At 34.9% G+C, this 24,780-nt stretch carries 17 protein-coding genes; 10 read left to right on the top strand and 7 right to left on the bottom strand.

Translation table 11 applies throughout. The annotated features are described in order from the left end of the window. Positions 1-19: 19 nt before the first annotated feature. Together NEF87_RS15935 and NEF87_RS15930 are read right to left on the bottom strand one after the other, a co-directional pair. Positions 20-4,276: an acyl-CoA dehydratase activase gene (locus NEF87_RS15935; RefSeq protein WP_457916602.1), complete on the bottom strand. Its 4,257-nt coding sequence runs from the start codon at positions 4,274-4,276 to the stop codon at positions 20-22. A gap of 268 nt (positions 4,277-4,544) precedes the next feature. Continuing rightward, positions 4,545-4,958 (bottom strand): winged helix-turn-helix transcriptional regulator, encoded by a 414-nt coding sequence (locus NEF87_RS15930; protein WP_457916601.1) that lies wholly within the window; start codon positions 4,956-4,958, stop codon positions 4,545-4,547. 124 nt (positions 4,959-5,082) lie between these two features. Here NEF87_RS15930 and NEF87_RS15925 point away from each other — a divergent pair, with 124 nt between their 5' ends. The 6 genes from NEF87_RS15925 (at position 5,083) to NEF87_RS15900 (ending at position 10,955) form a co-directional block, all read left to right on the top strand. Continuing rightward, on the top strand, positions 5,083-5,244 hold the full coding sequence (locus NEF87_RS15925; protein ID WP_457916600.1) for a hypothetical protein: 162 nt from the start codon (positions 5,083-5,085) through the stop codon (positions 5,242-5,244). Between the two features lie 219 nt (positions 5,245-5,463). Further along, complete coding sequence (locus tag NEF87_RS15920; RefSeq protein ID WP_457916599.1) at positions 5,464-6,315, top strand: MBL fold metallo-hydrolase; 852 nt, start codon at positions 5,464-5,466, stop codon at positions 6,313-6,315. A gap of 236 nt (positions 6,316-6,551) precedes the next feature. After that, complete coding sequence (locus NEF87_RS15915) at positions 6,552-7,874, top strand: MFS transporter (protein WP_457916598.1); 1,323 nt, start codon at positions 6,552-6,554, stop codon at positions 7,872-7,874. 113 nt (positions 7,875-7,987) lie between these two features. Continuing rightward, positions 7,988-8,821, top strand: coding sequence for a ribonuclease H-like domain-containing protein (locus tag NEF87_RS15910; RefSeq protein ID WP_457916597.1), 834 nt, complete (start codon positions 7,988-7,990; stop codon positions 8,819-8,821). 43 nt (positions 8,822-8,864) lie between these two features. Then, the gene (locus NEF87_RS15905; protein WP_457916596.1) at positions 8,865-10,193 is read left to right on the top strand and encodes a hypothetical protein; all 1,329 of its coding nucleotides are present in this window, start codon (positions 8,865-8,867) and stop codon (positions 10,191-10,193) included. 9 nt (positions 10,194-10,202) lie between these two features. Next, positions 10,203-10,955 (top strand): hypothetical protein, encoded by a 753-nt coding sequence (locus NEF87_RS15900; RefSeq protein ID WP_457916595.1) that lies wholly within the window; start codon positions 10,203-10,205, stop codon positions 10,953-10,955. Positions 10,956-11,000: 45 nt separating this feature from the next. Here the strand turns inward: NEF87_RS15900 and NEF87_RS15895 are convergent, their stop codons facing one another. Further along, positions 11,001-11,537, bottom strand: coding sequence for a hypothetical protein (locus NEF87_RS15895; RefSeq protein ID WP_457916594.1), 537 nt, complete (start codon positions 11,535-11,537; stop codon positions 11,001-11,003). Between the two features lie 87 nt (positions 11,538-11,624). After that, complete coding sequence (locus NEF87_RS15890) at positions 11,625-12,230, bottom strand: histidine phosphatase family protein (protein WP_457916593.1); 606 nt, start codon at positions 12,228-12,230, stop codon at positions 11,625-11,627. Positions 12,231-12,283: 53 nt separating this feature from the next. Here NEF87_RS15890 and NEF87_RS15885 point away from each other — a divergent pair, with 53 nt between their 5' ends. Then, positions 12,284-12,802 carry a DinB family protein gene (locus NEF87_RS15885; protein ID WP_457916592.1) on the top strand — a complete coding sequence of 173 codons (519 nt, stop codon included), beginning with the start codon at positions 12,284-12,286 and terminating at the stop codon, positions 12,800-12,802. Positions 12,803-12,874: 72 nt separating this feature from the next. Further along, positions 12,875-14,092 carry a M24 family metallopeptidase gene (locus tag NEF87_RS15880; protein ID WP_457916591.1) on the top strand — a complete coding sequence of 406 codons (1,218 nt, stop codon included), beginning with the start codon at positions 12,875-12,877 and terminating at the stop codon, positions 14,090-14,092. 161 nt (positions 14,093-14,253) lie between these two features. On the opposite strand, the gene NEF87_RS15875 is transcribed toward NEF87_RS15880, so the two are convergent. From NEF87_RS15875 to NEF87_RS15865, 3 genes are all read right to left on the bottom strand, one after another. Then, positions 14,254-16,737, bottom strand: coding sequence for a M1 family metallopeptidase (locus tag NEF87_RS15875; RefSeq protein ID WP_457916590.1), 2,484 nt, complete (start codon positions 16,735-16,737; stop codon positions 14,254-14,256). Positions 16,738-17,044: 307 nt separating this feature from the next. Next, the gene (locus NEF87_RS15870; protein ID WP_457916589.1) at positions 17,045-17,392 is read right to left on the bottom strand and encodes a DUF5320 domain-containing protein; all 348 of its coding nucleotides are present in this window, start codon (positions 17,390-17,392) and stop codon (positions 17,045-17,047) included. Positions 17,393-17,781: 389 nt separating this feature from the next. Further along, positions 17,782-18,408 (bottom strand): class I SAM-dependent methyltransferase, encoded by a 627-nt coding sequence (locus NEF87_RS15865; protein WP_457916588.1) that lies wholly within the window; start codon positions 18,406-18,408, stop codon positions 17,782-17,784. Positions 18,409-18,709: 301 nt separating this feature from the next. Between NEF87_RS15865 and NEF87_RS15860 the strand changes: the two genes are divergently transcribed. Further along, positions 18,710-20,899 (top strand): VWA domain-containing protein, encoded by a 2,190-nt coding sequence (locus tag NEF87_RS15860; RefSeq protein ID WP_457916587.1) that lies wholly within the window; start codon positions 18,710-18,712, stop codon positions 20,897-20,899. 87 nt (positions 20,900-20,986) lie between these two features. Beyond that, the gene (locus tag NEF87_RS15855; protein ID WP_457916586.1) at positions 20,987-24,775 is read left to right on the top strand and encodes a cobaltochelatase subunit CobN; all 3,789 of its coding nucleotides are present in this window, start codon (positions 20,987-20,989) and stop codon (positions 24,773-24,775) included. The last annotated feature ends 5 nt before the right edge of the window (positions 24,776-24,780 follow it).

The following is a 24,780-nucleotide window of genomic DNA, read 5'->3' as shown; positions in this document are numbered from 1 at the left end:
TACATCTTAGTATATAGATTTATTTGATAGCTTTCTTGTCTTTCAATCTTGGACTTTCCCCAACTAAATTTCGGTGGGATTTTGCAAATTGACGCTTAATTTGTTCGATATTAGCAATAATTAACCGTTTCATGTTTGGGGACATAGCTGAAATTTCCGCATCAAATACCATGAGCGGATGCTGCTGTTCCAAATATCGAGGTTTCAAAATACCTTGAGCAATTTTATAAGGAAGACAATATTGAGGACCGGTTAGTACTAATCCGTCAAAACTACGATCTTCCAACACTTCCATCCCACGTCCAACAGACAATGTCGCTTCTCCAAAGATGAGTGAATTGTATCCATTATCACATTTATTTAAAGCATGTAATACATTAGATGGTTTTGACACAATGAGTCCGGTACGTTCAAATTTCTTCCGTAGTCTTTTTTCAATGCTAGTCATTAACTTATAGAGTAATTGACTCGCATAAAATCCAGGAGTTAGAGGATCCCAAAGATTACGGTTTCCTTGGACGTTATCACGCATTTTCTTTACATATCTATCTCGATATTTGGGTCCCGCAATAACGCTACCAAATGGAATGGCCGCTACGAAAATTTCAAAGAGATCATTCGATTTAACAATAATTCCGTGTTGGGCATACAAAGCTTTCATTTCCTTCAAAAAGAAAGGACTGTATCGAACAAAGAAGTCCCCATCGAGTAACACTTTAGGACAATCTTGGGGAGACATTTTTGTGGGAATGGTTTTAATCTTTTGAACAAATTTATCAATTTCCCGATTTGATTTTTGCATTTCTGTAAAATCAGCTAGAAATTCATCTAAATATTTTTGGAACAAATCCATCGCTCCATCTTCTCCTACAACTTGGAGAGTACTGGAAACCTCATGTATAAGATCCCCAAGAGCCATCATTTTTGGAGCATATTGGATGAAATCCTTATTCATGAACCCAATGTAATGGTATTCCTTGTTAATTCCAAAGAAGAAGACATCTTTAATTTTATTTTTAATCAAAAATTCGGTCATAAATTGTTTGTATTGACATACGACACAAGGTTCTCCTCCTGTTAAAATCATATAGCCAGAAATTTCACCGGGTTTTCGATTTTTTACAATATGTAAAATTTGTCCCAAAACGATTGGCAAAGGAACACATTCTTTTCCAGAACAATGTTTTAATCCTTCAATAGGATATTCTAGTTGGATATCACCAATATGTCCCATATTGATTCCGGCATTTACCAAAAATTTCTCAATTAAGGCTGTATGAATTTCTGAAAAACAAGGCATATAGACTTTTATGCGCTCGTCGGTGAAGTCCATTCGTTCCCCATCGGATGTGATTACAACTGGTTTTCCATTTTCTTCAAATACCTTGGATAATTGATAATCATTAATTGGTTTTGGCGCTCGTGAGAGTTGATAGTTTTTTATAATCTCTAAAAAGGCTTCCAATCGAGTTTGGGTTCCCGCATCAGCAACATGAGCATCCAATTCCAATAAAAGATACGGTTTTGAAGCCATTTCACTACGTACATGATTCTGAATGAATGCATCTACCGTGCAGCTATAATTATTAATGTAGAGTAAAAATAAATTATCGTGCTGTTGTACCAGATTGACTGCTTCTTTCACGTAATTCGCGAAATACCATGAAATATCGGTTTTGGAAACTGGTTCAAGAAAATCAAAAGGAAGCACGTTTACTCCCATACTCACCAACTTCTTTGGAATAGATTGTGATGTCTCGGCAGGATAGACATTATAACTGCGACCAACAACGATAATCCCAATTTCATCCGAGTTGGTGATTCTATCCAATATCTCCCGCCCTTTTTCTTTAATTTGGGCTTCTAAGGAATTTTGATACAATGCAGCTTTTTTATACGCCTTGTGACATTGTTCAATAGGGATGTTGAATTGGTCATGAGCAAGCTCGATGAGGGCTTCATTTTCCAAATAACCATCGGAATAGTCCAATTCAGGCGTTAAAAATGTGGATTGATCAAATATGGGTAAAGTTAAATACGGAGCAGATAAGGTAATCGGACAAAAAGTGGAATCTACCCATTTTTGACTTCGTTTTAACTTATGAATATAAGGAATAAAGAGCAACTGTATACCGCGCTTCACTAAATTTGCCACTGCCCCATGCATGATTTGAATAGGATAACAAAATGGAGCATTTGGCAAAAGTTCTACATCAGGTTCTATATCTGAGAGGACAACTTCAAAACCAAGATTGGTAAAATAGGAAGAGAAAAGAGGATAAAGCGCATGGGTCAAAAGAGCCCGTGGAATACCAATTTGTGTTTTTATTGCGATATTCTGTGTTCCGGAAATCTCAGTTAACGCAACTTCAGGATTATACATGAACCCATTCCGCCATGCCACCAAGTCTTCTTTTTCAATAACATTATCATCTTTCTTCCAACTATGTTCCCACTTTGTACATTTCCCTCCAAAAGGAAATTTACGTTCTCCGACTTGATATCGTTCGATTTGACAAAAATTTTCACAAGATTTGCACACAAATTGTCCAATGTGTCGCATTTCGGTATCAATTAATGAAGATAAAGTAGTGGAAGCTTCCATTCGAGAGATTAAGTGATTGTTATATTTGAACTCAGACATTAAAGCGATCCCAAAGGCACCCATCAATTCTGGAAAAGGAGGAATAATTATTTCACGTCCCGTTATTTGGGCAAAAGCATAACCAACGGCATTATTTTTGGCCACTCCCCCTTGGAAAAAGATTTTATTTCCAATTGGACGAGAACCTTTGACTTTATTCAGATAATTATTAGATATAGAGTATACTAATCCGCCAATAATATCATCGCGCTCATATCCTTCTTGCAATGCAGTTCGAATATCGGAATTTATAAAGGCAGCACAGTCGGCTTTGAATCTGACGGGATGTGTAGCATTTAGAGCCACATCGCAAATTTCTGTAACCTTCACATTCAAATCGCATTTAGCACTTTCCTCCAAGAATGACCCTGTACCTGCTGAACACGAAGCATTCATCGCATAGTCCACTGGGACCTCATTTTGCAAGAACATATATTTTGCATCTTGACCGCCGATTTCAAAAATTGTATCGACTTCAGGATCAAAGTAGGCAGCACCCATGGAATGAGCTGAAATTTCATTAAATATTCCTGAAGTACCCAGATAAGCCCCAACCATTTGGCGTCCGGAGCCGGTGACTCCAACCAATTTGATTTTTTTATCTCCGATTTGACCAATAATCTCCTGCAGACAATCTTTGGTGGCTTGTATAGGATTTCCATTAGTTCTTCCATAAAAAGAACCAAGAATTGCAGATGTCTTTTCTTCCATAACCACTGCTTTAGTAGTAGTAGATCCAACATCAATCCCTAAAATATATTCTTTATTCTCATCATTCGATAGAGAAGATTCGGGCATTTCCATTAGTTTTACAAGATGCCCAAAATCTTTAAGGTTGGGTAAAGTGCTAAAAGAATGAGCAATTTTCAGATTGGGGGTTAAATTTTGAGGGTTTTCCTGAACAAGAAGTGCTGTTCCATAGGCTTCATAAACAGGACTGAACTTGGTAATATCTACATTTACATCCGGTAAGCGATCGCGAAGTTTTGTTACAAATGTACTATTTAATGAGAGACCTCCAATCAATAAAATATTCTTAGCCTTTACTTTTGATTGATTGATTAACCCTAAGGCTTGGTTCACCATGTTTGATAACAAAGAACTCAGAACATTTTCTAATGGAGCTTCACCTTTATTCAACTTGTGTGTTATATCGGATTTACAGTGCACCGAACATCGAGAAGCTAAACGAATATTTTTTCCTTTAGCGGCTAATTCAATTGCATCTTCCAAAGACAGATTCAACCGTTCTATTTGCTGGATGAAGAATTCTCCACTCCCCGCAGCGCATTTGTCTTGAGATAAAATATTCACTATATGACTTTGATCATCTAAAATATAAAGTGTAAAAGACTCTCCCCCCAAAGAAAGCACTATATCATATTTTTTATTGGAAGAAACCAATCCACTTTCAATTGCAGTATTATCCGAAATAGACCCAAAAGTTCCACAAACTTCGTAAAATGATTCTTCGGCTGATACACGACTATCCAAAATTTCAGCCAATATTTTTTGTGGATTTCCTAAATGCGGTTCCTTAATCGATTCTAATTCACCATAACCATCAGAAATTACAACATTGACTGATACAGACCCGATGTTAATTCCAACATACTGGGCATTGTCACTCATTCTTTTCATATTCAAAAGTCACTAACATTTTTGGCTATTAAAACAGAATGGGAAGTTCATGAATTAAACTACTTAGACAATAGGTTGTCTGTTAATTGTTAAGCATACATAGTAAATAGGTTAAATCTACATAGTTTTATTTTCAATAATGCATAGTTGATATAAAATTGATTAAGGGAGAAAGCAGTTTGACTGAAACATGAAAGATGGTATAATTCTAAAAGTGAATGAAATTTTGATTTATTTGAAAAATTTATTAAGCGTTTTATTAATCCATCCATCTTTTAGCCCAGAGCGAAATACGTTCAAAAATATCTTCCAAGTCTTTCCCTGCGTCCGTTAAAGAATATTGAACCCGCATTGGGATCTCATTAAACACTTCCCGGATAATCAGTTTTCTTTTTTCTAAATCACGCAATCGTTCTGTAATCGTTTTTGGACTTCCACCAATTTGATTAAGAATTTCATTGAATCTCAATTGTTTATTATCCAGAAGAAGCCGAATGATTTGTAAAGTATGCTTTTTCCCAAATAAAGATAAAATATTCTTTGTAAAACAATTATTTTGACAAGCAGGATTATTTTTGCTAGATATACAATGCCATTCAAGTGGAGCATCTGCTAAGGATTGATGTTTTTCAACAGAATCATTTGCTTGTATTTTTTGATTATTTATATCCATCTTTGAATTTCACTCCAATACTTCCCAATTGGAAAGTTACTTCTACACTTCACTCTTTGAAGTTTAAATACTTCATTAAATATAATATATGTATTCTTCTTAAAGATTACGAGGATGATAAAAAATGAATGAAAAAATAACAAAAGATCATAAAAATGATTGTGAATGCGATTTACCAGAAGTAAGAGATTCATTTAAGGACGGAAATTGCTCTAAAGAGCAAATAATAAAATGCCATGGTCATGAAATGGTCATTAAGCTAGAAAAAGAAGGTAAAATTGTATAATTTTTTGATCCTATCAAAATCTACCCCATTTTTTACTATTTTTCTTTGAATATTATTAAAAATGCTTGAGATCACTTTTTTGATAAATAAACTAATCATTTCGAAATTTTCGATTTGTGGTTAAAATACGATGGAAAAGCATCCAAAAACATTTTTGATCTCATTCAAATAACCATTTTTTTTCTTTCTACATAGTTATTATTTTGAAGAGGAGAAAAAATGGTCATTAAATTAAATCAGATTTCTGAACATGTGGTGATATCAGATATTAATTGCAACTTTTACGAACAAGTAAATCAAGCAGCAATCCTATGTAAGAACTACGCAATAATTGTTGATGCCAACTTACTTCCTACGGAAGGTAAAGCTTTTCGGCAAGCAGTTGAAGAAAAATATAAGTTACCAATTAAGTATCTCTTTTTGACCCATTTTCACACAGATCATATTGGTGGCATGCAGGAATACTTCGATACAACCATTATCAGTTCATCAATCTTGCAAAAAATGATGGAATCTGAAATTCCAGCCAAAATTGAGGAAAATAAAAAGAAATACATCAATAAATTTCCAGAGAGAGCAGAAGAAATCCAGAATATGAAAGTCAGAATACCTGATCTTGGAATTTCAAAGCAACTTACAATTCATAATGGTTCAATAGAAATCAATTTTGTATTCGCAGGAGGACATACTCCTGGTTCATCTTTTATTTATATTCCAGAGGATAAAGTGGTCATAGCAGCAGATTTACTTTGGGAAAACAGAATCCCCAATTCAACAGGAACATGGAGTAACCCAGATGGTTGGATCACACAACTAAAAAAAATAATCGATCTCAAAGCAGAATGGTATATACCAGGCCATGGAAAACCAATCAAGTATGAAAATATGCAGCATTATTTAGATTATCTCACAGGAATGAGAACTAGTGTTCTAAATTCACTAAAACTTGATTCCTTGGAAACAAGTAAAAATTTTCAAGAAATTTATCCAATGATTGAAAAGAAATATCAACAATGCCGAGAGAAAAATATCAAGCGATGGATCAAATTCTATTCTGTCGAAGATTTATAATTTATTTTTCCGACAGATCAAATATGCTACCTCTTTTTTGATTTTGTTCAATTTCAATTTTGACATATTTATATTACACACAAAAGTAATAATTTGATCTCAATTCTACAAGATTTGAGAATCATTTAATGATATTTCTAAAGAAGTATGCAAAAAACATACACATTTATCACAAAGGTTTATTAGCAATACACACTAAAATTACATAGTAGTAAAAAAAAAATGATTGATTATCTATGATCTCCTACAACGAAGTTTCCGAAAAATCCTTCCAAGGATTTATTATCATTTTCATTACCCAATTTATTTCAATGATCGGGTCAATGATTGTTTCTTTTGCTGTTATTTGGTACCTCGCTGAATCAACTGAAAGTAGTTTGATTCTTTCGATTGCAAGTATTGCATCTATTGTTCCCATGATTATCGTATCGCCATTTTCAGGAGTGATTGCGGACAAATTTAATAAAAACTTGATCTTAATTATTTCTGATGCTACCCAAGCATTAGCAACATTTGTTTTAATTATCTTATTTCAACTTAATGTAGCAGAATTGTGGCACATCTTGGTCCTATTAGGGATAAGGGGCACATGTCAAGGTTTTCAGAACCCAGTTTCAGTAAGTCTAACACCTTTAATGGTTCCAGAAAAAAAAATCAAAAAAATCAATTCAATAAATCAAATCTTCAATTCGTTAATCAACATTGCAAGTCCAGCAATTGGAGCAATAGCTGTATCAACATTCACGATTCAACAAATATATTGGTTAGATGTATTTACTTTTATTCCAACAGCTGTTATTTTATTCCTAATTCGAATTCCATCAGTCACAAATCATGAAAAGGGTGATAAAATTTCATTCAAAAAAGAATTTGGAGAAGGGTTAAGTTATATCAAAGAATCTGGTTTGACATCCGTATTTTTTATGTTTGCAACCGCCAATTTTATTGTGGTTCCCATTTTCTCATTGTTTCCTCTTTTAATCTTAGGACATCATGAAGGCACAGTGACCAACTATAGTTGGGTTGAAGTCTTGTTTCAAGTTGGAATGATAGGTGGCTCTATCTTATTGATGTCGTCCAAGCGAAAATCAACGATGAAATCAGTAATTACTAGCGGTATGTTCCTATCAGTTGTATTAATTGGTTTAGCCTTAGTTCCGCAAGGCACTTGGTGGTTGTTTTATATCGCTTGTGCAATTTTGGGAATTGATCTTGCCTTTATTGACACCCAACTGATGTCTGTACTTCAAGTAACAATACCAAAAGAACTCCAAGGAAGAGTGTTTGCCTCAATGTTTACTATTATTAAATCACTCAATCCTGTAGGATTAATAATTTGGGGAATAATCGGGGAATTTACCCCGATTGTGGCCATTTTCATCATCAGTCCGGCTATTTCTATCATAGTCTATTTTATCTTGATTAAATTCACCACCATGATGCACTATGGCGAATCTTATGGAAATGAGTCAATAGCAGAAGAATCTTCAGAAACACCAGTGGTTGAAGCTGAAGCAGATCTCCTTACCGACTATCAAACTGAATTAGAAGCAAGTTAAATTTACCATATTTGTTTTATTTTTTTTTTCACAATTTTTTTGTTTGAGGAGATTTTACTAAATCAAAATTGCCTAGTTTTTTTAATAACTTAGAAAAAATACAACATATAGCTATGATCGAGCACAATTTCCAAATTTTTCCTTCGGTAGGTATTAAAACGGAACAGAAATTACGAATGGCGAAAATTCATACGTGGCAAGATGTGCTCCAAAAACCCCAACCAGTTTCCATCTCACGATCAATTTGGGAACGTATGAAACGACTTATTCCCCAATTTCAACAGGCATGTCAAAATTTTGATATTAGATCAATAAACCAATTTATTTCCTCGGACTTTCACTGGCAACTTATCCCAAATTTCTTAGGGAAAATAGCCTATCTCGATATTGAAACAACGGGATTATCCTTTCCTTCAAGCCATATAACGACCATTGCAGTCTATGATGGTGTGAAAGTACATGATTTTGTTCGACATAAAAACTTAGGTGATTTTCCTGCTTTCATTGCTCAATTTCCAGCCATTGCAACATTCTATGGAAAAGGGTTTGATGTTCCCTTTATTCAATCTGAAATGGGCATTAAACTTCCCCAAGTTCATTTTGACCTGTGTTTTTTACTCCGAAGGATTGGATTACGAGGAGGACTAAAGAAAATTGAAAAGAAAGTGGGTCTTGTCCGTGAAGAGACGGACGGTGTGGATGGATATACAGCAGTTATTTTATGGCGAAAATATCGAAAAACACAAGATTTACGTTATTTGGAGACGCTACTTGCCTACAATAACGATGATGTCATTAATTTAGAATTTCTCTTGTATTATGCATATAATCAGTTAATATTAAGAGAAAACATTCAAATAAGCAAATTAATTCTTCCCAAAAAAGCCATTCCTCAACCTTATCATGCTTCCCGAGAGATAGTGCGAGAAGTCACCAGATTCAAATAGGTTCACCTAAAAACTTATTACTCAAATTGCCAATACTTTGTCTATGAGTGATTCAACATTAAAGCTTATTTTCCATGAAGAATGGCTTGGAATTTCCACCCTCACTTCTTTAGAAGGGAAGGAATTGGATGACGAGATCCTTAAGATTGAAAAGCATGTAAATCAAAGATGTCAAAGTATATCACTGGAAATGATTAATCAAAAGTTTGTTCCAGAGATTCAGACTCGGGAAAATATTGTAAAAATAGCACATTCATTAGATATTACCGTAAAATGGAATAATTATATTGAGGATTTTCAATATCAGAGGGAAGATTTAATTTTTAAGAAATTGGGTTATTTGCTATTGCGGATTCAATTAAAGGAAAATAATGTAGAGAATTGTCGAAAAGAAGAATTACGCCCTGATTTGATGCAACAAATTGTGTTCCTTATATGGTATGACTTAGTTAAAGCTTTTGAAAAGAAATTCTTGTTTGATGAACACACAGTCCCCTATGCAATCAATGTTGTTTCAAACACAACCTCGGACTCTACAATAGAGTGGACTAAAAAAACAATTGATCAAAACAAACAAGAAATTGGAAAATGGGTGGAACTCTATTCAGGCCAATTTCCCGATTATCATGATGAATTGTATGCCCGAAGAGTGGAATTCAATTTAAGTAATAGAACTTCAGAGATGCATTTTATCAATCGAAATTCGGGCTTAGTCTTTATGAATGAAGAAAATTATCCAAAATATTTCATTAAAGATGAACACACTCCAGATTCTACAGGTTATATGTATAATACGGTGATCAAAACTGTAATTCAGATCAGAACAATAGGATTTGCGATGGTCTTAGTGAATGCTGAAATTGATCAAGATACACAACAGCTCACTACGAAAGAATTCACAGACAAAAAACCCGCCCTTATTAAAGATGATTTAGATAAAACAAACCGGTTGAAAATGATCCTTCAAAAAACTCTTGCACCTTTCTTTACAGATCTTTCACGTAGCCATCGACAACATTACCATACTTTATTAAAACACTGTGTCGAAATTAATGATATTGAAAAGAATTGGCAAATGATTTCCGACAAGTTGGAGAGTAATACTGAAGAACTCAACTCAATCTTTTTAGATAAACAAGAAGAAGGGAACAAACGGCAAGAAAAAATACTCAACATGGTCAATTTAATTCTTGGAGCGAGTATTGTATTTGAAATCCTAGATTTTATTATTACCAATAATGAATCTTTATTAACCACGGTAAAATCAATCTTTGCAGGTTGTTTTGGAGCCCTATTAGTATTCTTAATAGGGAAATTATATTGGCCAAAAATGTTCAAAAAAAAGAAAGATAAGAAGAAAAAGTCAAAGTAGGAAAGAAAAATGGAAAAAAAAAAGGAAAAACGAAAGCCATTTTACTCAATCCTTATTTCAATCATTACTTACGGTTTTTTTTTGGGAATAGGATATATTATCGGTTTATTTTTTGAAATTCCTGCATTCATTTCCTACTCAATTTTCTTCCTCTTTGGATTTTTAGCAGTAGCCGTAGATATACCGGATGATAAAATGAAGATTTTAAAGCAATTACCACTTCTTCGGAGACATTTTTCACTGATGCATCGAGTAAATCAGAAATTAGGTGACTCCGCCCAAGAAGGAAATTTGAAAAGTGCATTTAAATTCGTTATTGGAATCATTTCAATCACTTTATATCTATTTTGGATGAATATTATGATTATTTCGATAAAATATCTTTTGAATCTAACAATTGGAACTGAAGATCCTTTCCGATTCACGGAAGCCTTTTTCAGTCTCTTAGGCGCTGGAATCATGGCTTATTTTGTCTGGTTAAAAGCATTTTACAAAGATAATATACGGATTAAAACCTTGTTTTCCTCAGGAAATCTTAGCGGAAAGATAAAATCTTTTTCAAAATCGATCTCTCTGGGCATGAAATTGATGATGATTTTTTTTGGTTATCTCATATTTGTGGGAGCATTAAGTCTCTTTTTGCTTGGAACCAGTTTTTACAACGAATATCTCCTAATTTTCCTTTATGGATGTGCAGGATTTTGGATATTTCTCTCATTGTTACTGCTTTTAATTTTCCTGATAACCAAGCCAAAAAAATGAAATTAGTTTCTATACAAAAAAAAAAAACAAAAAATTTTTTTTTGATTATTCAAAGGTAACTCGGGTGTTTCCTTTGTGATCCTTGTTAAACTTAACTTTTTCTCCACGACTAGCCCGAATACCTATTGCAACTATGGTCCCTAAAGCAGAAACTACAATTACGATGATCCCAATAATAGTAAAATCAGTTCCTCCAGAAATTTCATATGTAATTGAGCCAGATGCCGAAAGTGTGTCATAATTTCTAATAATAAGACTATAATCAGAATTATACTCTATCTTATGATCTTCAAATCCCCCAGTGGTCCCACTATCGGTTTCTTCCTTCATACTGGATTTATCTGCTAAAAAGTCTGCAATTTCCCGATTTTCTATGAGAAATATGTGAACTTTGTTATCAGAAACAAATGAAACAGAAATTATATGCTTCGTATTTAATTCACCGAGAGCAATGGTTTTATGTTCCCCGGTCGACAACGTGAAACTTTCTTCAGCAGCAGCTGCAAAAAGCATGGGTCCAAAAATAGCAGTAAGACACAGAAATACTGTAAGTAATACCTTTAACTTTCCGAATTTTCGCATGAAAATAATAAGGTTGATTGAGTAATTAAATCATTTCACTTCATTCGATGATTTTGACAGTAATGGAAGAGAAATAATAAAAGTGGATTAGAAATTCATTGATATAAGTGATCCTTGTACATTATTATTTACTAGGTCAAGCTTTGCTTCAATAATTCCAGTATTTGGCCAATCTTTATGTTTTAAATCTTCTCGAGTTAAATTAGTTAGAAGAGCGGGTAAACACTGGCAAAATATTCCCCCATGACCCACAATAACAACGGTATGATAAGATGATTGAAGAACCAATTTTAAACCATTTTTCATTCGTTCAAGAAGAGTATTGTAGTTTTCGCCTTCGGGAAATGATTTTTCATGATTTCCACTATCCCAAGCATGCCACACTTCAAAAAATTGCTCCCAACTTTCATCGGACGGAGGATGTCTTTCCAAATCACCAACATTTAATTCTCGAAAATCTTCAATAGACTCAATTTGGTTTTTAGTCTTAGTTCCAATCCAATGGGCCGTTTCCAATGCCCTTTTCATGGGAGAAGAATAAATAAAGTCAATTTGTAAATTTGCTAATGTTTGAGCGACTTCCTTAGCCTGCTTAATTCCTTTAGAAGTCAAAGGCTTATCTACCAGCTTATAGGAAAACTCACGTGTTATATTAACATAAGATTGTCCATGGCGCACAAAATAAATTTTCATATAGCTATCAATAAATACGAATTTTTATGGTTTGTCTACTTATTTCAATCACAATGAAAACTTCTAAAAATGAGCTAATTGAGCTGGTAAAACTAGTGCGCGGTTATGGACACCGTATGATTGTGGATTTAAAGGAAGAAGAACAAACTTGGACACCTCCAAATACCAAGGGAAGGTCAATTAAGTCATATTTCCTGCACATCATAAATGCTGAGATATTTTGGTTGTTAAAGCAAGGGCATGAAAACTTGGAATACATCGGACCGGATAATCCCATGGACATAATTATTGAAGGATATGACAAGATGGAAGAATATTTATTGAAAACCATCGAGAAATCTGAGGGAGAGCAGTTGGAAATTATCCCCCATGTGTTGGATAAGGAACAAACAATACAGATGGGCACTTTAGGGTGGATGATCTGGCGAACCTCGATGCATGCAGTGCATCATTTTGCACAAATGGCCTATATTCGCTTTGCTTTGGAAAACCCCCCAATTGAGGATAGTACATACAGTTGGAGTCGAGTGATGGACACAATAGTCATGTTAAAACATGGGATTCAAGAATAAGTTGTATATCTACAAAATAAATCATCATTATTCCAAATTTTTTTCTACTCCCCTTCTATTATTGTAAATACTATGAGTCAAGAATATCCGAATCCAGAATTACTAAATTCGATTATTAATGAAAAGCATGCTCAATTAATTCCAATATTAAAAGAAGTGGATATTGATTGTTGGATGATTTTTGTGCGCGAAACAGCTTCTACGCCAGATCCAGCGATGGAATTGGTAGTAGGAGGAGATGTAGTAGGACAATCAGCTTTTGTTTTTTCCCTAAAGGATGGAGTTCTAACAAAAACAGCGATTGTGGCATATTTTGATGAAAATGCCACCCGGGGTAAAGGACTTTGGGATGAAGTTATTGGATGTAAGAAAGGACTTGCTGAACCTCTTCAAAACTTAATGAAAAAACTGAAACCCAAAAAGATTGCCCTCAATTATTCAAAAACGGATGTCACAGCCGATGGTCTTTCTTATGGAATGTGGTTAATTTTACAAGATATACTGGCAGATTATACAGACAAATTTTGTAGTTCTACTAAAATTATCAACGCTCTAAGAGGTAGGAAAACTGTTACCGAAGTAGAGTTGATTACCAAAGCGTGTGAATTAACGGAAGTAATCAATCAAAGTATGGCGAAGAAATTTCAAGTAGGTATGTCTGAATTTGAAGTACAAGAAAAATTCTTTGAGGAAATGGATGCCCATGGAGTTGGAGCCGCATGGCAAAAACAAGGCTGTCCTTCAGTGGATGCTGGACCCGATAAGGAATTAGGACATGATTTTCCACGAAAAGATTTAGTCATTCAAAAAGGACATACCTTACATAACGATTTTGGAGTGCGTTTGAAAGGATATTGTTCAGACATTCAACGAATGTGGTATTTTGGCAAGTACGACGAAATCCCAGATGAACTCCACCATGCATTCGACACAGTTAAAGAAGCAATTCTTCGAGCATCCAAGGTGATTAAACCTGGAATTCAAGCATATAAAGTGGATAAAGCAGCCCGCGATTATGTTATTGAACGGGGCTATGAAGAATATATGCACTCCTTAGGACATCAAGTCGGAAAACAAGCTCATGATGGAGGCGTGAATCTGGGAGCCCGATGGGAGATCTACAAAGGAAAGACCGATCTTCCCGTCGAGGAGAATAATGTGTTTACTCTCGAATTAGAAGTGCGCACCAAGCATTATGGGCAGGTTTCACTGGAAGAAATGATTGTAGTGACCAAAGATGGCTGTCGGTTTTTAATTCCTCCCCAGGATAAATGGATTACAATTGAATAGTCCTATATGAATGATTCATTGAGGAAAAAAGAATCAAAAGAAATTAAAATTTGTAATGCAAAATCTCTTTTTTATTTTATTGAATGCAACCTCGGATGGTTTTACTGATTCCTTAAATTAGAACGAGGAAAATATAAAAAAAAAAACTTTGAATATAGTTACTATCGTTTACTAATATTGGAATACAATTGAGCCATTTCGGCCGCCATTTTGGCGGTTCCTTTCCCCCGAGGATCCATATTTTGCACCATTTCCAGAAATTTCAAAACCTCTTCTTCATGATACATCCCTCCAATCGGTGGAACTATGGCAAGCGTATTCCCCAGAACGGAAATAGGGAATTCTTTCATAAAGGTTTGAAAATTGGCTTGATAATACCCCCAAATCCATTTGGTAGCTTCCGGATTTCGAGCCACATTTGCTATGATGTACACCCTATTTCGCTTTGGAACATCAGTTATGTTAAATTCTAAGGATTTATCTAATAATTCCTTAGTTTTATAAGCACCTAAGGCAGTTAAAAAGAGGACCTTTTTCCCTTCTGGAAGATCAGGGTTTAAACTTTGATCCACCATATATTGCCAAGTTTCTGGTTTGTTAGCAGCAATAATTCGCAAAATAGACCCTAAATTATCTGCAGGCACATCTTTGTCTTCGCGTAACAACTCAAACTGTTTGAAAGCATAGTCCTTAGCCACTTGAGACCCACATTCTGCTGCAATGTGCAAATAGTCACTACGAACAACCGCTCGCAACATCGTTTCATCTTCTTGGGGATCTAAACCTATCCTTTTTAGCACGGATTCAGCAAATAATTTAGAAATTTCGGAAATAAAGGTTCGATTTTTCGGAGAAATCAGCATTAATCGCCCGATATTTTCTATAATATTGACCAAAGCGAGATCAGAATCATCTTCTGAAAAATATTTCTGAATAAAGGTAATATAATCCTTTATTTGGTAATCACCACGATAAGTTAAAGCATAAAAATCATTTTGAACTCCGAAACGATCAAGAGTACAAAGAACTTTCTTCTGAATCATATTTCCCAAGCAATCCAAATGTTCCAACGAATATTTAACTCGATAAAAGCCAACTTGATCCTTATTCAATTTAAAACAGAGCGTATCTGCAGGTAAATCGAATGAAATCGATTTTTGTTTAAGTACGACAGCCATAGTTTGATTGGAACCATCTTTCATATACAGATTCAAATGAACCGGAATTACCCATAAATTTGAAGATTGGTTTTCAAGATAAGTGAATCGTGATTGAGTTAAAGTGACTTTTGCCCCTTCTTGACTTACTTCGATACAAGGAAAGCCAGGTTGATTTACCCATGAATGTGCGAAATCAATAATGGGTTCTCCGGTGGCTTCTTCAAAAGCTTCCCAACATTGTTCACTCGAAGCGGAGTCATATTGATACTTTTTCAAGAAATGGCGAATTCCCTCGAAAAATTTCTCTTGACCTAAAAATTCTTCGAGAATTCGAATTATGATAGCCCCTTTAGCGTAAATTATCGGGGCAGTAGAAGCATCAATATTAACTTCGTCATCCCCTGGAAGTTCAACGGGAATAGTATAAATAAGTGAGTCCCGATTCATGCCTCCTAAACCGCGATCACCAACTAAAGTTTCCCAAGATTTCCATTCTGGGAAAAAATAATCCGGAATGGCATAAGTGAAATATGTGGCAAAAGATTCATTTAACCAGATATATTTCCACTTTAACGGACTCACTAAGTCCCCAAACCACATATGAGCAATTTCATGGGCTACAACTTGAGCTATTCGAATATAGTCGAGTTTAGAACTTTTTCCTTCATAAGTAAGAAGTAAGTTTTCCCGAAAGGTGATTGCTCCGTAATTTTCCATCGCCCCTGCAGCAAAATCGGTCACTACAAGAAAATCACACTTACTTATCGGATAAGGGGCTTTTAAAACTGTTTCACCATAGTCAAATGATTTTCGAGCAATATCCAAAGCAAATTTCCCAAATTGTGCTTTTCCAGGAGGGGCAGCAATACGAAGGATAGGAGATTTCGTATCATCTACTAAAAATTCAAATTCCCCAATTCCAAAGTATAACAAGTAGGTACTCATTCGAGGAGTTCTATTAAATTTGATAGATTTTTTTCCTGATTCAAGGGCTTTTTCTTCCTTAATTGCAGTATTAGCGATCCCTTGTAAATGAGAATCCACAATAAATTCCAGATCAAAAGTAGCTTTCAAAGCAGGTTCATCAAAACAGGGAAAAGCAGCACGCGCGTCTCGTTCTTCAAATTGAGTGGTGGCCATATACCGCGTTTCCCCATCCACAATGTAACGACTTCGATAGAAACCTGCAAGCATATCATTTAATATACCTGTGAATTCAAAATCTAGCCAAATCTTCCCGGACACTTCAGAAGGTAATTTTACGATGATTTCTTGTTTTTTTTGATCAAAATCAAAGTCACAACGGGAGACGGGAGAAGTAGCATTTTCTTTTCGTAAATTACACACTTGAATTTCGAGATCTTTTCCATGAATGCACACAGTGGATGCAGGAACCTCGAGATCAATCTCAACTTGAGATTTACCTTTGAATGTAAAGGCGGTCAAATCGGGTTCTAAACTTAAATTATAATGAATCGGTTTCATGATTTTAATTCCATTTTTGTTTGACTAACATTTAGATAGGTTGGATTTAAAGTTTTAGTCGGTACATAACCATCTTTTTGACTTCAAAATTCGGAGAAAAAAAAATTATACTTCTTTCAACAGCGTTGATCAAACAATGATTGATTCTACTGAAGAAATAACCATGGTGTTTTATCTCCTGAAAAATTTATTTAAAAATTAAACTTTTGATCAAAATAGAATGTACTTCTACCATTATTATTCTGATTAAGTAGATGATGAAAAAGAAAAAAACTCAACGAATGAGCATAGGATGAAGAAAAAAAAATTATTGTTTATTTTTTAATCTTTCAATTTCAGTTTCGAGGGCTTGCATATCGTTCGCAAGCAGATTTTTTTGAAGTTCAAGATTTTTTAATTGAGTTTCTTCATCAAAAGGGGTTATCGAAGGTGTATATTGAACAGGAGGGTAAGCAAAGCTTCGACCTCGTCCGTAACCTCCTCCATAGCCACTTCCTCGACCATATCCCATACCTCGACCGCGGCCAAAACCGCCACCGCGTCCATATCCTAAACCTCGACCATATCCAGGTACGATATTTCCATTACAAGGCCCTAAAGCTCGACCTGTCATCGGACCACGTCCATTGGGTCCCGTTCCATCTCCACTTGGCATGATTTTTCCACCAATATTACTGGTTACGATATGAATATGTATTCATACATATAAAATTAGACCTAATATTTTATAAGGCATCTCTAATTAGTTTGATTATCAGACTCATCAAAAGCACTATCCAATCTTTTTGAATAAAATAGCACGAATTAGGATGATTTATGCAATTAAATTTTTCACTTTTCAACTTAACAATCATTTTTGAGTCAGATTAGCACTGAAAAAGCACACGATATTAAAAACTATAACTAGAAAGGAAACCAACGATCCTTGAAGGGAAGACTGAGTTAAAAATAGAGTTAGACTCGCAAGATCATCGTCATGAGTATTGATTATCAATTCCGATACAAAATAGGGAGGAATTTGGAAAAAATCAGATTGAAAGTAATTCAGATCTTTTTGATAATATATTCAATGAAGGAAAGTTGATGGACTGTTCCTTCATGAAGAATCTCCATATTATTTTTGTTTTTTAACTCAATCAAGACCCCATTAAAATATCTATCGGCTTCATTATCCTCATAATAGGAATGAAGAACTTCATTCCCACGTTCTTTTTGATGAAATTCACCCGGTGAGTTTATTGGATCAACAGCTTCACCCTTTCCATATTCACCATCATCGGTATTAAGAAAATCGACATAAAGGTATCCTCCTTTCTTTAAAACTCGCAACATTTCTTGAATTGCAATGCCACTATCTTTCTTTGTCAAATGAAATATAGAACCAGTAGAATAGACATAGCTAAAGGACTCATCTTCAAACGGGATTTTGGTCATATCTCCATATTGAATATTAAGATCAACATTATTTTTTTTGCAATATTCATTGGCTCTCTTAATTTGCTCTTCTGAAATATCAATTCCAGTTGTTTTAAATCCATATGACTGAAATAATGCAAGAGGTGGAACTTTTCCGCCAGCTCCACAATCAAGGATGGTTTTTTCTAAAGGGACATCTATAATGTTCCGTAAAAACCGATAAAGCGGTGGACGATGTATGTATGGTTGTGACATTCTTCTCACTTAGTGTATTTTTTTTGCTAGGTGTATGTTTTAAACCTACTTTAACGAAATGAGTTTTTCTATATAAACTTAAATGTGTTTTTTTTTCAACTAAGGGAAAATTTTTCCACTTAGGATAATCATTTTCACCGCTTTTTCATTGATGCCCAAAGTGCCTTGAATTCATTGGAAATTTTTTTATGATTTGGGTCATTTTTATCAGTAATACTCATTTCGAAAATATTATTAATTGAGATTATTGTTATAAATTATTTTATTTTCGATTGTAGAGAATTACAAAGATTTGAAGTGCATGACACATTACAAACCTTATCCCTTCACGGCCCTAATTGGTCAAGAAATGATGAAATTGGGGTTGATTTTGAATGCAATCAACCCAAAGATTGGCGGAATTCTTATTAAAGGAATGAAGGGATCTGCAAAAAGTACTGCAGTTCGGGCGTTATCTGACCTATTACCAGATATTAAAACGATTAAAGATTGTAAATTCAACTGTAATCCAGATGATCCCAAAGAATCTTGTCATGTCTGTCAAGAAAAGATTCGCACCAATAGTTTCACCGATCAAGATATTGTATACAAAAAGATGCAAGTAATCAATCTACCCATTAATTCCACCGAAGATCGGGTGGTTGGTACCATTGATATTAAGAAAGCCCTCACCCAAGGAATTAAATCTTTGGAACCAGGAATTTTGGCTACAGCGAATCGAAACATTCTCTATATTGATGAAATCAATTTGCTTGCAGACAATGTTGCTGATATTCTACTTGATAGTGCTGCAATGGGTATCAATGTAATTGAAAGAGAAGGAATCAGCCTTCATCATCCAAGCCACTTCATTTTAATTGGAACAATGAATCCTGAAGAAGGAAATCTTCGCCCACAGTTGTTGGATCGTTTTGGATTGAGCACAACAATTGAAAGAATTGCAGATATAAAGCAACGTGTGAAGATAATGAAATATTCTGCGGCATATCGTGAAGATCCAGAGAAATTCCATGCTCAATTTGATACTCTGCAAAAAAAACTACAGAAACAGATTATTCATGGACGGAGCATCCTTCATTTAACAGAAATTTCTGATAACTTACTGGCTCTCATTGCACAAATTTGTATCCATTTCAAAACTGATGGACATCGAGCAGATATCACCATCGCAGAAACGGCAAAAACATTAGCAGCGTATAAAAATCGTTTGAAAGTTTTACCTCAAGATATAAAAATAGCCACTAAGTTGGCTATTACGCATAGATTGCACCGTCTTCCTTTTGAAGATGATGCTTTTGATGAAGATTTTGTTGATAGGTTGATAAAAGAATTTCAAGAAAAAGGAGATTCTACACAACTCGAAGAAGAAGAGCCAGATTCTGCACAATCTGAAGAACCAGAGATTAAAAATGAGTCTGAACCTGAAGCTGAATCTGAACCTGAAGCTGAATCTGAACCTGAAGCTGAATCTGAACCTGAAGATGAAGCTGAATCTGAACCTGAAGCTGAAGCTGAATCCGAGTCTGAAGCAGTATCTGAATCAGAAGAAGAACTCTTGCAAAATTCAGAACAGAACGTGACAGAAAATGGCTCTCCTGATTTTTCACAAATTATTACTCCTGATCAAGTGTTCGGCGTAAATTATGATATTCAAAGTCCTCAAATACTTCACCAAAAACGAATTCGAAAGATGCTAAAAGTTTCTGGTTCCAAAATCACTCATCCTACCGCAGACCGTAAAGGTAAGTATGTCGGAGGTGTTTCTTCACAGCAAATTAATCTCCCCACTTCCACTGATATCTCGTTGACAGAAACATTAAACTCTGCTGCGTTGAACCCAGAAAATCGTGAGTTCATCAAAAATGGGAATAAATTAGTAATTAAAGATGAAAACATCCATACAAAAAAAAGAATTGGGAAATCAAGTCACCTTATCATCTTTTGTGTTGATGCTTCAGCTTCAATGGGTGTTGAAAACCAAATGGCATCTGTGAAAGGTGCTATTTATCGTATTCTGCAAAATAATTACATTAATCGCGATAAAGTCTGTCTTATTATTTTTCGAAAAGAAAAGGCTGAAATTATTCTCCCTCCGACTCGTAGTGTGGATTTAGCGTACAAGTTACTTCATGAAATTCCTACGGGTGGAACAACACCCTTGGCTGCGGGAATAATAGAAGCTTTCAAAGTGATTGATGAAGAAAAACGGAAGAAAACAGGTTTTATCCCTCTCCTGGTGCTCATCACAGACGCTCGAGCGAATGTGTTCTTTCGCGATGCACTTTCAGATGTTCTTTACCTCGCGGAAAAATTAGCAGCAGATGAAATTGAAACCCTCGTCATAGATACAGAACATTCGGAGGTACCCTTACAACTTTGCAAGGATTTTTCGGAATTGGCAAACGCTGCATATTATCATTTATCTGATCTCACAGTTTCTCAGTTGGAATTTATCTTAAAAGAGCAAGGATTACTTAAAGTTCCAGTTTGAATATAACTACACCAATTTAAAATATCTATGGTCTCAAGAGATATTCATTTTTTAAATTTATATATATTAATAGGAAGGAATCCATCCATGACTCAGATTTCTACAAGTGAATCCAGTTTTAAACCCGTAATTTCTTTGATAACAGCTTCAGTCTCATTACAATGGTTGACCGAAGGCCTTGCTGAGATTAACGCAACATACGGATACAATATTTCTTTATATATTTATATGGTTCAAGACATCAATAAAGAAAAAATATCCCAAGACAAATTTCGTTCTGCTATTTCAAATTCAGATGTTCTTTTACTAGATATCAGGGGTTATTGTTTGGCGGTAGAAATTCTTGAAGAAGAACTTTCCCGTATGGAAACTTCTGATCCAGAACGCTATGAAAATATGCAAGTTATAACGATAGTTGCAGGAAGCCCGCGATTAATGCGACTGACGAAATTAGGTCATTTCCGAGGGAAAATGATTCCGGCAAGTAATTCTTCAAAAAAAGACCAAGAACTCAATTTTGATGAATTTCCCGATATAACAGATGCTGTAAGAAAAGGTAAAAAAATGGATGCAATTCTCGGAGTGTTTTCAAAACTATTTCCCTTCAAGGCATTACGAGATATTCGAAATTGGGTTTATTTTCGACAATATTGGATAAATGGATTAGCGGGTATACCCATAAATCATAAGAACTTAATTCTCTTTCTTCTCAAATCTTATATGGGATATTCAAATCTCAAAGTTTCTCTTCCTGCTCTCATACCCGAACAAGGGATTTATCATCCTATTGAAAACCAATACTACGATTCATTACCTCAATTTCTTAAAAAACATCCTTTAGATGCTAATAAGCAAACTATTGGTTTGTTTTTTTATGGTGGTTTATATTTTGAACAATCTTTACCAATTATTCGAGAATTTTTTATTCGCTTTGAGGAATATAATATTATTCCGGTATTTTCAGATGTTTTACAGAACGTGGAAGCACATCGTAACTATTTTTTTAGAAAACGCCAATGTATTGTTGATATTGTTCTCAATTTCCAATATTTCCAGTTAAATGGAGGACCACTTGGTGGAGATTCGAAAATAACGCTTGATTTGTATCGAGAAATGAATGTTCCCCATATAACACCTGTTATTCAATTTGATCTTCTCTTGAATGACTATCTTGAATCAGATCAAGGAACTATTCCGATTAATCAAATAATATCAGTAGTCATGCCAGAATTGGATGGAAAAATTGAAATGATGACTGTGGGATGCATGTATTCACATGGATATTCAGATTTGATTCATAATGAGATCCTAAAAATTATACCACTCCTTCCAAATATCGAATTGATAGGTGCACGTGTAAAAAAATGGCTAAAACTACGAAAATTAGCCAATGCAGAAAAAAAAGTAGCGGTGATGATCTATAATTATCCTCCTGGAGAAGATAAACTGGGGAATGCAGCATATCTAGATGTCTCTGCATCATTAACCAACTTAGTTCCAACCCTTATTAAAGAAGGATATTCTACAACATCATTTTTGGAGAATATCCATTTAAGTGATCTCTTTTTTCAGAATGGAGCAATCAATAAGGCCAAGTACCTAAATAGATCGCATTTCTTTGGAGTAAAACTTCCAATTGGCACCTATCTCAAATATTTTCAACAACTTCCTCTCCAATTTCAACAAGAAATTACAGATTATTGGGGTGCACCGCCTGGAAATATAAATATTATCGAGAATCATATACAATTGCCAATTCTAATTTTTGGAAATATAATAATCGCCTTGCAACCAGCACGCACACTCGTCAAAGGTGATGCTGAAGATTATCATAATCAAAAAATCCCACCTCACCATCAGTATTTAGCTCTTTACTATTACCTTGAACATCTCTTGAAAATCAACGCACTCATTCATTTTGGAACTCATGGAACTCTAGAATTCATGCCAGGGAAACAAAATCTCGGATGCAGCGATGATTATGGAATTCATTTAATCGGCACGCTTCCCCATTTATATTATTATCACATCACAAATACCAGTGAAGCAGCAATCGCAAAACGTCGATCAAACGCAGTAGTTATTAATCATGCCGGACCTTCATTCAAACCTTCTGGATTATATCAAGAATTTGCTCAGATTGAAAAATTTATTGCAGAATACCATGAATTGTCATCCATGCAGCAAAATTCAGGAGATAGTGCTTCTTTAGAAAAACTACAGATCTTAGAAGAAGAAATCAAAACATCAATTGCCCATCTTCCCATTGAATATTCATCTATAAGTGCTCTTGAAGAGCAAATATATCAATATAAAACACAAGTTATACCTATGGGATTACATATTTTGGGCCAAGATTTAAATTTTGAAGAGTTAAGCGATATGATTGCACAAATCCTATTACATTCGGGGAGTATTTCTCACGAAATATTTCCGCAAGAAGCAATAGATAGTGATGAAAAGGTGCAAAATACAATTCTGCTAAATAAAATTCAAGATCTCTTGACAAAATTCTATTCAAATCATCAGTATCATCTTTCAGTATCTGATACTGACATTGATTTCCCCCTAATTCGATGGTTGGGTGAGTTTTTAGATCAGTATTGGCAATCTTGTGAAATGAAGAATCTCTTGCGGGGATTGAGCGGCGAGTTTATAGAACCGGGTTTAGGCGGTGACCCGATTCGAGATCCTTCAATTTATCCCACAGGCAGGAATTCTTATGGATTTGATCCTCGATTGATTCCAAGTACAACGGCATTTCGTCGAGGGAAGGAGATAACGGGTAAAATTTTATCCAATTATTATCAAAGTAATCACACATACCCAGAATCGACTAGTGTGGTTCTTTGGGCATTTGAGACAATGAAAACTGGCGGGGAAACAATTTCTCAAATTTTACATTATCTTGGAGTTAAACCAGTAAAAAAATCCTCAATATGGACCACCGAATTGGAAGTTATTCCAAGGGATGAAATGACGCATCCTAGGATCAATGTTCTGGTTACAATTTGTGGAATTTTTCGTGATACGTTTCCAAACCTTGTCAATCTACTTAATGAAGCTTTCGAATTGGTAGCCCATTTAGATGAGCCAACTGATTTTAATTTTGTTAGAAAGTTGTTTTTAGAACAAAAATTGGATGGAACAGGATGTCCAATTGCCCGTGTTTTTGGTCCTGCTCCAGGGAAATATAATACAAACTTGACCACTATGATTTCTGCGGGAACTTGGTCGGAAGAAACCGAATTAGTAGATGATTATATCAATTCGATGAGCTTTACTTACCAAAAAAACCAAGTTGTGTCCCAACAAAAAAAAGCTTTCATTCATTCACTAAAGAAGTTGGACGTCATCAGTCAAGTAAGAGATTCAACCGAATACCATATTACTGATCTTGATCACTATTATGAATTTGCAGGAGGTCTCTCGCGATCCGCTGAAGAAGTGCAAAAAAAAAAAATACCTACTCTGATTGCCGACACTACTTCAAAAGAAATCAGGTTAGATACTCTTCAATCTACTGTACTAGAAGGTTCCATTACCAGATCATTAAATCCCAAATGGATAAAAGGTATGTTGGCACATCCTTTCCATGGAGGGCAAAAAGTTGCTGAACGACTTGAAAATGTACTTGGCTTATCTGCTACAACTGATAGTGTGAATAGCCAAATTTGGAATCGGTATTATTCACAATATATTGACAATGAAGAAATTAAATCTGCATTGGTTGAAAATAATCACTTTGCAATGATGTCCATGATTAAAGATTTTCTCCAAGCACACCGTCGTTCCTATTGGGAAGCTACTTCTGAACAACTTGAAAATTTAAAGAGATTGTATTTGGAACTTGAAAATTGGGTCGAACAATATTAAATCTC

The sequence above is a fragment of the Candidatus Lokiarchaeum ossiferum genome (assembly GCA_025839675.1).
GTDB classification, from domain to species: domain Archaea; phylum Asgardarchaeota; class Lokiarchaeia; order Sigyniarchaeales; family Promethearchaeaceae; genus Lokiarchaeum; species Lokiarchaeum ossiferum.
Note: the sequence above shows the minus strand (reverse complement) of the source record. Positions and strands in the feature narration are given on the sequence as shown.